The sequence below is a fragment of the Marinobacter antarcticus genome, from assembly GCF_011049865.1.
GTDB lineage: Bacteria > Pseudomonadota > Gammaproteobacteria > Pseudomonadales > Oleiphilaceae > Marinobacter > Marinobacter antarcticus_A.
In genome coordinates this window covers 50,949-61,966 of sequence record NZ_DRGY01000030.1, presented here as the reverse complement: position 1 = coordinate 61,966, position 11,018 = coordinate 50,949, and the positions used below count along the sequence as shown (strand labels likewise).

The following is an 11,018-nucleotide window of genomic DNA, read 5'->3' as shown; positions in this document are numbered from 1 at the left end:
TGGCGGCTTCTTTGACCAGTTTGGCCAACTCACCGTTTTCGGACATCTCCATGATGATGTCACAACCACCCACAAGCTCACCGCTGACATAAAGCTGGGGATACGTCGGCCAGCTTGAATAGATTTTCAGGCCCTCGCGCAGTTCTTGATTGTCGAGAATGTTCACGAACGCAAAACGCTCGCCACACGCCATCAAGGCCTGTGAGGTTTTGGAAGAAAAGCCACATTGAGGGGCCTGGGGCGATCCTTTCATGTACAGAATGATTGGATTATCTGCGAGCTGGGTCTTAATGGTCTCGTTAATGTCCATGAACATTCACCTCTGATTGAAAACGGAACAGCGTATTGCCCAAAAGTGAGCTGATAAACCTGCCTTGTATAATGCCTATTGTACACGTCTGGCGAGCTACTCAACAAACTCTGCACTTTGATGCAGGGCAAGCCCGCAACCCCCGGCGTTGTCATCACTGACCTGAAGGGCTAGAATTGTTGCCCTCTTTTTTTACCCGTACTTATACTCATCCAGGGCTTCACCACGTTAAGGGCCACTCCATGGCAGCAAGGCATTTTCTGACATTGAATGATATGACCACAACCGAGTTGGAAAACCTGGTGGACCATGGAACCAGATTACGAAACGAATGGCGCCAGGGTAAGGTTCGGGACTCATTGAAAAATCGCGTACTGGCGATGGTTTTTGAAAAATCATCAACCCGCACCCGGGTGTCTTTCGAGGCGGGCATGACCCAGTTGGGCGGCTCAGCCATGTTTCTTTCCCCTCGAGACACACAGCTCGGCCGCGGAGAACCTATAGAAGATTCCGCCATTGTTATTTCCAGCATGGTGGATGCCGTGATGATCCGTACCTTTGCCCATGAAACCGTTGAAAAGTTTGCAAAGGCTTCGCGGGCTCCGGTCATCAACGCCCTGACCGATGAATTCCACCCCTGCCAATTGCTGGCCGATATGCAGACATATCGAGAGCATCGCGGCAGCATACGGGGCGCTACAGTGGCCTGGATTGGTGATGGCAACAACATGTGCCACTCGTATATTAATGCCGCCACACAATTCGATTTTCACCTGAACATAGCAACGCCTCAGGGCTACGAACCTAATCCTGAATTGGTAAAAGCTCACAGCTCCCACGTAACCTTGATGCGAGAGCCGGCTGATGCTGCCCGCAACGCCAACCTTCTGGTCACTGATGTCTGGGCATCCATGGGTCAGGAAGACGAGCAGAAAGCCCGCGAGAGAGCGTTCAGCCGCTACCAGATCAACCCGGCGCTGATGGATATAGCCGCCAAAGATGCTCTCATTATGCACTGCCTGCCCGCCCATCGCGGCGAGGAAATCTCTGCAGACATGATAGAACACCCAGGCTCCGTGATCTGGGACGAGGCTGAAAACCGGCTCCATGCCCAGAAAGCGCTGCTGGAATTCCTGATACTGAACCGCCTGGACTGAGATGTATGAGCACGAGTGAAACGGTTCGTCATAACTGGTTGCTTGAAGTAAACCACCTGACCTGCGGCTATGGCGGGAACCCCGTTGTGAACGATGTCAGCTTCGCGCTGAGCCACGGAGACATCGGATGCCTGCTCGGGCCCAGCGGTTGCGGAAAAAGCACGATGTTAAGGGCCCTGGCGGGATTTCTTCCGCTGACCGGCGGGGAGATATGCCTGCAGTCCCAGCAAATCAGCCTGCCGGGGCGCACTCTCGCACCCGAGAAACGCCGCATCGGAATGGTTTTTCAGGACTATGCGTTGTTTCCGCACCTGAACATTGCCGATAACGTAGGTTTCGGATTACGCGGGCTGAACAAAACCGAGAAGCGCCACAAGGTCATGGAGCTTCTTCACGTTGTTCATCTGCAAGATTTGGCGGACAACTACCCGCACGAGCTTTCAGGTGGACAACAGCAAAGGGTAGCTCTGGCACGCGCCCTCGCCCCAGAGCCAACGCTGATATTGCTTGACGAGCCCTTCTCCAACCTGGACGCCGATTTGCGTCGCAGGCTGAGCCTCGACGTTCGTGAGATTCTGAAAACACTGGGCATCAGCGCCATTCTGGTAACCCACGATCAACAGGAAGCCTTTGCGATGTGCGATCAGGTGGCCGTGCTCCAGAATGGTAAAATTCAGCAGTGGGATGTGCCTTACAACCTCTACCACGAACCTGTGAATCGCTTTGTGGCGAGCTTTGTCGGCCAAGGCGGATTTATTCCAGGCAAGGCCATGGGGCCTGACATTATTGAGTCTGAGCTGGGCATTATTCATGGCAACCGGGCGTACAAATGGCCTGCGGGTACGCTGGTAGACGTTCTTATTCGACCTGACGATATTGTTTACGATGCGGATTCAGACCTGCGCCCGAAAGTCGTTGAGAAGACCTTTGCAGGCACCTCTACGCTCTATCGCTTTCGCTGCTCTGAAGATACAGAATTCGAAGCGCTGTTTCGCAGTCATCTGGACTTTCATCTGGGCGAGACGATACCGGTACGTGTTGAAGCGGATCACCTTATCGCGTTCGAGCGCCACGGCTAACCAACCGGGGGCTTGTGGTTTCTGGCAAGAGCCCGGGCCGGGCTTACAGACCCAGTTCCTGCGGCTTCTTGCGCGGCCAAACCAAGCTGAACCGCGCGCCACCAAGGCTGTCACTGCGGCTTACAAACGCTTGCCCGTTATGCCAGTACAGAATGCGGCGCACAATAGAGAGACCAAGCCCGTAACCACCAGAGGTCCGGGTACGGCTGTCATCAAGCCGAGCAAACGCCGTGAACACCTTTTCCCACTCTTCTTCAGGAATGCCGGAGCCGTCGTCTTCCACATCAATCCGGCAATGATCTTCATCAATGTGGCAACGCACAAGCACCTTACCCACCGCGTAACGCCCGGCATTTCCCACAAGGTTTTGAATAGCCCGGTGAATGTAGCGTGGCTCAACGTCAGCCATCGCCAAACGCTCTGTTGCCTCATCGATTTCATCTTCGATGATCAGAGCCGGCCGGATAATCTGCTGCTCTGCCACAACCTGCTTCACAATGTCGGTGATGGAGGCCTCCTCAAGCGAAAAGACTGGCCCACCCTGTTCGAGGCGAGCATAGGTCAGTATTTCATCAATCAGTTCGTCGAGCTCCTGAATATCGCCATCGATACCATCGAGTTGTTTTTGCAAGGCTTCCTGGCCCTGACAATCCTCGATCATCTGCACGCCAAAACGAATACGCGCCACCGGAGTTCTCAGTTCGTGTGAAACCGCGTGAATCATTTCACGCTGAACGTTTACAAGGCGCTGTATGTGCTCGGCCATGCCGTTAAACGCAGCCGCCAACCGCGAAACAACCGTGCCTTCGCCGGCCTCTACCCGAGCGCTCATTTCACCTCTGGCAATTCGCACCGCAACGGATTCCACCTTGCGCAGATTGCTGTCCAGACGTCGAAGCACAAAAATCAGCGACAACGCCAGAACGCTTCCTGACACCGCCAACAACAGCAAAACGACCGGCCACGCCCACGGATTAAAGGGTGCAGGCAAGCCAACCTTGACCAATTCGCCATCCGCCAGCTTCACGAGTATCAGCCCCTCCCCGCCGTCTTGATAGAAGGCAGAACCGCGGCTGTAAACCCGCTCCAGAACCTCGTCAGCGGGCAGAGACCCAGAGCCTTGAACTCTCGAAATGGTGACATTCAGGCCACTCGACAGCCGCCCAATGGCTTCCTCCCGCTCGTCCGGTGCGGTGGCATCCAGATGAACACGAAGAATCTGTGCGGATGCAACCGCAATATCCCGGTAGGGTTCCGACGTACTGAACTGCAAAGGCTGACCGTGAAACCCGGTTACCAGAAACCGGTACCCCAAACTGCTTTTAACCGCCACCACTTGCCCATAGCCCAGCCGTTCACGAGTGACCTGGGTGAGCGCTAGCTCCTGAGCCCCCGCAACCCTGAAGTCGTACTGGGAGGCTAACCAGTGGTATTGATACTCAGGTGCCGGCGAGGACGCCAGCCAGCGCATCAGCGGCTCGGCAAATCGCTCATTCCAGAATTGTGAACGCACTGAGTTAACACCCACAAACAACACGACGCACAGCAGTGCAACCAACGCGGTGAGGCCGGCGAGGCGGGCGTATAACTTGAGGAAAAACTTCAGGGGCATGTCAACGAACCCTGGCAAGGATACGCCGGCCGGAAATCCCGGCCGGCATTAAAGACTGATTTGTCAGGCTTCTTTCACAAACAGGTAGCCTTTGCTTCGAACGGTCTTGATTCTGCGGGGATGGATGGGGTCGTCGCCAATTTTCGGGCGAATCCGGGAAACACGAACATCAATGGATCTGTCCTGACCATCGTATTCGATACCCCGCAAAGCGGTGAATATTTCTTCCCGACTCAAAACACGACCGGCATTGCTCGACAGCAACCAGAGCAAATCGAATTCGGCGCTGGTCAAATCAATGCTTACCTCATTGAGCCAAGCCTCGCGCATGGAACGGTCTACTATCAGGTCTTTGAACTGCAATCGCGTTGGTTCTTCACCGCCGGCTTCTTCAGCGCCCTTTTGCGCGTTTTCTGAAACACGGCGCAGCAAGGCGCGAATACGTGCCAGAAGTACGCGGGGCTTCACGGGCTTGCTTATATAGTCATCCGCCCCCATTTCGAGGCCAAGCACCTGATCCAGATCGTCAGTGCGTGCGGTGAGCATAATGATAGGGCCGGAATAAAACGGTCGTGCCCGGCGGCAAATTGAAAGGCCATCTTCACCGGGCAACATCAAATCCAGAACAACAAGATCCGGTTGCTCGTTGCGAATGCGCTCAACGGCAGGACTGCCATGGGTTTCAATTGATACAGTCAAGCCGTTGCTCTCGAGGTATTCCCGGGTCAGCTCGGCCAGCCGCTCATCATCTTCGACAATAAGAATTCGCCAACTTTCGTTTGTCTGTTCCACGCGGTCCATCTCTGATTTTGTTTTTCCGGGTTCAGTTTCGTACCTGCGTTCGACGATACAGGCAACCTGATGTAACAGCAATTATACATGCTATTCAGAAATATACATGGGGCTACCTTGCGGTTACACCCGGTGACAAACGCGAAACAGTGCTCACCGCAACTTGACAGAAGCCGGAACGTTTAGGACAACGGCCGGCCCTGGGCGATTTCTTCATCGGTCGCTTCACGGCGCTCAATGATTTCCAGATCAAAATACAGAGTAAAACCGGCCAGCGGGTGGTTTGCATCCACTCGAATGAGGTTGCCGTCAATACCCATGACCTGAACGATCTGGGCGTTGTCGCCGGTGCTGGTCTGAAACTTCATGCCGACCTGCAGGTTTGACACACCTTCAAACATTGACCGGGGGATCTTGCGAACCAGATCTTCCCTGTGCTCACCATAGGCCATTGAAGGTGGAACGGTTACTTCCAGGCAGTCTCCGGCATTGCGATCTTTCACCGCTTCCTGAATGCCTTTGACAATATCCTCACTACCGTACACAAAGTGCAAAGGCTCACTGCCTTCTGAAGTATCAACCAGCTCGCCGATCTTGTTCTTCAGCACGTAATGAACCGTAAAAACGTCAGGTTTTTCTTGGGAAGCTTGCATCAGGCTTTCGAGGTTCCTGTATCCGATGGATTTTCTGTCAGTTGCAGACCATGAATCACAAGACGTTGATCGAGTCTTTCACGCAGCCCTGAAGGCTGGTGCAGACCCATTCGTTGCAGCAACGTCGTATAATTGCCCTGTTCATCCCGGGCTCGGAAAGCCTGCCAAAGTGTCAGCAGTTTACCACGGCGGGTCGCCGTTTCAGACTTCAGTTTACCGAGCGCCTTACCCAGCACGATTTCCTCATCGGTAAAATCCCGCCCGAAAGGGAACGCCGGAAACTCGTCTTTGGCACCCGCGTCGGCAAACACTTTTTTGATCGCATCTGGCGTATTGTTCAGCCAACTTTCCGGCAACCGAAACGCTGCATCTATCTTGCCGGCTTTCTGGGCCCGGCCAAGCAATTCCTTCTGAAAACGGGAATCTGCAATTCGAATCAAGCGCAGGTAGACCTGTTCATCGGATTTTCCTCGCAGATCCGCAATACCGTATTCGGTGATCACAACATCCCGCAAGTGGCGCGGAATCGTACAGTGGCCGTAGTTGAACACAATGTTCGACACCACGGTGCCCCGGGTTTTTCGGGTGCTGCGCAGAGCAATAATGGAGCGGGCGCCAGGCAGTTCATGGGCCATGGCGACAAAATTATACTGGCCACCCACGCCGCTGACTACCCGGCCATCTTCAAGCCCGTCAGAAATCGCCGCACCGCTCAGGGTATGCATCATAGCGGTGTTTATAAACCGCCCGTGTGCTCGCTGAGCCGCTTTGAGGCGCTGATTGCCAAACCGGTGATCGTACAGATGATTGATAAAACTGACACTGGTCATACAGATACGATTGCGATCTTCATCTGACAGCTCGCGCAGTGACTGGTAGAACTGCTCTGGGCCTATATAAAAACCGCCGTGCATCACCACACCGCCACTGAGCTGTGCGCCAAGCGCCAAAGTCGCCATCGCTTCTCTGGCGCCCGGGTCATCCAGATCAGCGCTCAGTGAGTGCTCCGCAATGCTCAGTCGCCCGTCCTTGAACTCAACCGCGCTGTGAAAAATCCCGTGGCGCTTGAGCCAGGTCACATCGCCGGCACACAGCGGTGAATCAATCAGACCTTCCCGACGCAACACGTCCAACGTACCCAGAGAGACGTGTTCATCCAACTCGCCGGCATTGATCAGGGTTTGCAGGTCAGCGTGATCGTGCACCTCGCGCCGGAGAATACCCGCTTCCATAAGATACAAAAAGCCGTCTACCATCATTTCACTGCAGCCATAGAGACCTTTTTCAAAGGGCTCCACCCCCCCGATCTTTTCCGCCAGAGGGAAGCGTTCTGCGATGTTCAGACGATCAAAAACGGCCCGCCACACAGGATTATTTTTGTGCCGCAAAATAGCGCTGTGCACCAGCGCCGCCCCCAGGGAACCAATGCCCACCTGGAGGGTGCCACCATCCTTCAGCAAACTGCTGGCGTAAAATCCAATCAGATGATCTTCCGGGCCTATCGCCATTTGAGGAGCAGAAAACAACGGGTACTCCGAGACCTGATGCTCAAACACGATATCAAATCGATCTTCAGCGACAACGGCATCACGACCGAGCCAGGGTAGCTGGCGATTAATTTCCCCCACGATAGCAACGGGAGTGCCCGCGGCCTCTCTCTCTCGCAATAGCGGCAGCAGATCGAGGCTCAGATCCGGGTTGCAGCTCAGGCTGACCATGCCCGGGGAATCATTCAGTTCACCGGGCGATACCAGTTGAGCGACCACGTTGACCCCCATATCCATCAGGTCGCGAACGGCGTGGGTATAGTTACTGGATACGTAGTGCCGCTGCTGCTCACGATTGTTGAGGTAGCTGCCGGCCTTGAAGAAAAACTCGGAAACCTGAACGTTGGGGGGCAAACAATGTTTGTTAACAGCCAGAGCATATTCCAGCTCCGGGATATTGCCATAAAGCCGCTCTGCGAACGGCCCCATGAAGCGCTTTTCCAAAGACGAGCTTCCAGTGGGCGCCAACAGCGAAAGAGCCGTAAAGATATGCAGTTTTATCTCAGGGTCGTCCTTGGCCCTCTGGTAAAGTGCGTTGAGGAAACGAATGGGCTTCCCCAATCCCAAGGGCAAACCCAACATTATATTCTTGCCAACGCGGCGGATGACTTCATCCACACAGAGCTCTATGTCATTCAAGCGTTGTCTGTTGTTTACCGCCATACAAAGCTCCTTGTTGATCAATCAGCCTGCCAATAGCAGGAGATCATCACATGACCTGTGGCCGCAGACAATGCATCTGGCTGTTTACTGGCCACTGCACCAGCCCGTAAACCAGAGTATGAACCACGCTATAAACCAAGGCGCTGAGCGGTGGAGAAGTTAAAATCAGGATGTTGCAGAACAAGAGTAACGAATGCCCGGAAGGAGGCAGAAAAGAGTGACGGAAAGGTTAAAATCTGGCGGCTAATGACGAGTCAGAAGGCTGTGAGCTAGAAAAGTGTTATTTAAAAGGCAATCAAAATATCCACTTAAAATTCAGACAAGCGCCTTCATTCAAAAGGGCAATACCGTGATCGGCTTGAAGCGGCTGGGATGCGTAATGCTTGCCCGTATTCACCGTGCGCACCAATGAAAGACTCAGCAACCGGGAGCCGATTTCAGCAAACGCATCGTTGTCGTCATCAATATCACCCGCCATGCGTTGTTGCAGCTTGTAAATGTCGTCCGTTGTAATGATTTGGTTCGGTTTACTAAACGCGCGCTCGGACGCCTCGGCGCGAACCACAAACGCAGCGATATTGAGAACAAGCAATGCGACAAAGATGCGAATAATCATGACACTTACGACGACCTTTTAAACGAATCAGAAGTTTACTGACACCCTAGGCCAAAGTCTAACCCCTGAGCAGCGAAAAGATGTGAAATTCGCCACAATTGAGTCGCATTTTTGTCACCGTATTACTCGTGTTTTGTCAAAAAATGATCCTTAATATTGCCAACTGTAACACTCACCTTGCCAGAATTTAATAAATTCATTTATATCATAACCTTACGTACCGTTGAATAAATCCTGATGTCAAGGGCACGGATACGTGAATTCCTGATGAATCGTCTCGATCGCATCCAGTGTCTCTGGGCTGAGATTGACGCTGAGCGAACTCAGATTTTCCCGAAGTTGTTCCATGGTGGTTGCGCCAATAATATTACTGATCAAAAAACTCCGGCTGTTTACATAAGCCAGGGCCAGTTGAACCGGAGACACGCCGATGTGCCGGGCAAGCTCAACGTAGGCGCGCGTTGCATCTGCTCCGCTTCCGTTGGTATAGCGGCTGAAACGCTCGTACAGAGTCAACCGAGCCTTTTCAGGCCACTTGCCGCCCATGTACTTGCCCGACAACATACCGAAGGCCAATGGTGAATACGCCAGTAACCCCGTTTGTTCCCGGTGGGCTATTTCGGCCATGCCCACTTCGAAAGACCGGTTCAGCAGATTGTAGGGGTTCTGGATGCTGGCAATTCGTGGCCAGTTTTTTTCGCGAGCCAAACGCAGGAACTCCATGGCGCCCCAGGGCGTTTCATTGGAAAGCCCGATGTGCCGCACCTTTCCAGCCTTAATAAGTTCATTTAGGGCTTCGAGGGTTTCTTCAATCGGTGTCGATTTCTCATTCAAATCATGCTCATAACCCAACTTGCCGAAAAAATTGGTGTTACGGTCAGGCCAATGCACCTGATACAGGTCGATATAGTCCGTCTGCAGGCGCTGCAGGCTGGCATCACAGGCCGCAACAATGTGATCGCGAGTCAGGCGCGGGCCATTGCGCAAATAGCTCAAACCGTTCCCTGGCCCGGCGACTTTCGAGGCAATCACCAAATCGTCACGGCGACCGCGCTGCGCCAGCCAGTTGCCCAGGTAGGTCTCGGTCAAGCCCTGGGTTTCTGCTCGCGGCGGCACCGGGTACATTTCTGCGGCATCAATAAAATTTATGCCCTCAGATGTCGCGTAATCCAGTTGTTCAAAAGCTTCCTGCTCAGTGTTCTGCTCGCCCCAGGTCATGGTTCCAAGGCATATCAGGCTTACGTCGATGTCGGTATTGCCGAGCTTTCGGGTTTGCATAGCGTCTCCGCGTCAAATGATTAAGTGAGTAAATGAGTAAATGAGTAAATGAGTAAATGAGTAAAGAGAATGTCACAGGAGCGTCGCATTACTGTCACTCATAGCCCCCATAGTCAGGGTATGTTGAAGCAACCCCGGGACACGTCGTGAACAAGATCGAACAGGCCAGCCCGCGAAAACAACACATTACCATCGTTTCCGAAACCTTTCCGCCAGAAATCAACGGGGTTGCCTGTCAGTTCCGGCTTTCACACCAACTTTCACCAGTACAGCCAATACTACGGCTTCAGGGCTCTGGAAACGCTACTTTGCGCCTATGGTCGCTGGTTCCATAACCGTACTATATTTTTTGCGGCATCCAACGTGGCGGTGATCTTGCCCGCCATTATGCATCCGGTGATCTGTTTCTGTTCCCCAGCAAAACCGACACGTTTGGGAACGTCGTGCTTGAAGCTATGGCTAGCGGGCTCGCCGTTATTGCCTACGACGACGCTGCCGCCAGCGAACACATCCGCCACGAGGAAAATGGCATGAAGGCTCCGCTGACCCTGAATGAGCGTTTTATCAGCGGAGCGCTCCGGTTGGCAAACCAGCCAACGCTACTCAACCGTATCCGCGCTCAGGCCCGGCTGGATGCCCTCAAACTGAGTTGGCATTCGCAAATCGAACAATTCGAGCAACTCGTGCTAAACCAAAACCCAAAGGCCCGATGCTATGGCACCCATAAGGCCACCAACAAGGCCAGCAATAAGCAAAGCGTCCCGCTTCTTTGAATCGGCGGACCAACGTGAATACGCTCTCTGTCAGTGCATAAACCGGATGGTCAGGTTCCGGCCGGTACGCCGTTACTTCCAGCTGGTCAGTTGGCTGGGTAACGGATGGCTCTGGTACGCGCTCATTTTGTCCATTCCGTTCATCCGGCCCGAGGCCGGCATTGGGCTGGCGCTGTTGATGACGTTGACGGGGCTAACCTGCACTCTGACCTACAAATTCCTTAAACGCTGGCTGATCCGCGAGCGGCCGTTTATATCCTTCCCGTCCATTGACTGCGGCACACCCCCGTTAGACCGTTACAGCTTTCCATCCGGACATACGCTCCATGCTGCCTGCTTTCAAACCATGTTGTTCCTGACAACACCGGAATTAGCGCTGACTGTTTTCCCGTTTACCGTAAGCGTGGCAACATCCCGAATCGTGCTGGGCCTGCACTATCCCACTGACGTTCTGGCGGGTGCATTAATAGGAGGGCTGATGGGGTATCTTTCAACCTTGCACTTGCTCTGCGGTTTTCTCGCCCTGTTTTCCGGTTGA

The 11,018-nt window shown here is 53.6% G+C and carries 11 protein-coding genes; 4 read left to right on the top strand and 7 right to left on the bottom strand.

From position 1 onward, the window contains the following. Positions 1-310 (bottom strand): Grx4 family monothiol glutaredoxin (gene grxD, locus ENI00_RS03595; RefSeq protein ID WP_304098919.1); only part of this gene is annotated, 310 nt, incomplete at its 3' end. Between the two features lie 242 nt (positions 311-552). Here grxD and argF point away from each other — a divergent pair. Beyond that, positions 553-1,467, top strand: coding sequence for an ornithine carbamoyltransferase (gene argF, locus ENI00_RS03590; RefSeq protein ID WP_304098916.1), 915 nt, complete (start codon positions 553-555; stop codon positions 1,465-1,467). 5 nt (positions 1,468-1,472) lie between these two features. Further along, positions 1,473-2,546 (top strand): ABC transporter ATP-binding protein, encoded by a 1,074-nt coding sequence (locus tag ENI00_RS03585; RefSeq protein ID WP_304098912.1) that lies wholly within the window; start codon positions 1,473-1,475, stop codon positions 2,544-2,546. 43 nt (positions 2,547-2,589) lie between these two features. On the opposite strand, the gene ENI00_RS03580 is transcribed toward ENI00_RS03585, so the two are convergent. The 6 genes from ENI00_RS03580 to ENI00_RS03555 form a co-directional block, all read right to left on the bottom strand. Next, complete coding sequence (locus ENI00_RS03580; RefSeq protein ID WP_304098909.1) at positions 2,590-4,158, bottom strand: ATP-binding protein; 1,569 nt, start codon at positions 4,156-4,158, stop codon at positions 2,590-2,592. 63 nt (positions 4,159-4,221) lie between these two features. Further along, positions 4,222-4,959 (bottom strand): response regulator, encoded by a 738-nt coding sequence (locus ENI00_RS03575; protein WP_304098906.1) that lies wholly within the window; start codon positions 4,957-4,959, stop codon positions 4,222-4,224. A 173-nt stretch (positions 4,960-5,132) separates the two neighbouring features. Then, complete coding sequence (locus ENI00_RS03570; protein WP_304098903.1) at positions 5,133-5,603, bottom strand: FKBP-type peptidyl-prolyl cis-trans isomerase; 471 nt, start codon at positions 5,601-5,603, stop codon at positions 5,133-5,135. After that, positions 5,603-7,813, bottom strand: a complete 2,211-nt coding sequence (locus ENI00_RS03565; RefSeq protein ID WP_304098900.1) for an acetyl-CoA hydrolase/transferase C-terminal domain-containing protein — start codon at positions 7,811-7,813, stop codon at positions 5,603-5,605. Before ENI00_RS03565 ends, ENI00_RS03570 begins: the two co-directional genes overlap by 1 nt. A gap of 295 nt (positions 7,814-8,108) precedes the next feature. Continuing rightward, entirely contained in the window at positions 8,109-8,429 is a 321-nt protein-coding gene (locus ENI00_RS03560; RefSeq protein WP_304098898.1) for a hypothetical protein, read from the bottom strand. A 240-nt stretch (positions 8,430-8,669) separates the two neighbouring features. Continuing rightward, positions 8,670-9,707 carry an NADP(H)-dependent aldo-keto reductase gene (locus tag ENI00_RS03555; protein WP_304098897.1) on the bottom strand — a complete coding sequence of 346 codons (1,038 nt, stop codon included), beginning with the start codon at positions 9,705-9,707 and terminating at the stop codon, positions 8,670-8,672. A gap of 344 nt (positions 9,708-10,051) precedes the next feature. Between ENI00_RS03555 and ENI00_RS03550 the strand changes: the two genes are divergently transcribed. Both ENI00_RS03550 and ENI00_RS03545 read left to right on the top strand, forming a co-directional pair. Further along, positions 10,052-10,480, top strand: a complete 429-nt coding sequence (locus ENI00_RS03550) for a glycosyltransferase (protein ID WP_414674208.1) — start codon at positions 10,052-10,054, stop codon at positions 10,478-10,480. A 46-nt stretch (positions 10,481-10,526) separates the two neighbouring features. Beyond that, a complete protein-coding gene (locus tag ENI00_RS03545; protein ID WP_304098894.1) occupies positions 10,527-11,018 on the top strand; it encodes a phosphatase PAP2 family protein in 492 nt (163 codons plus the stop codon).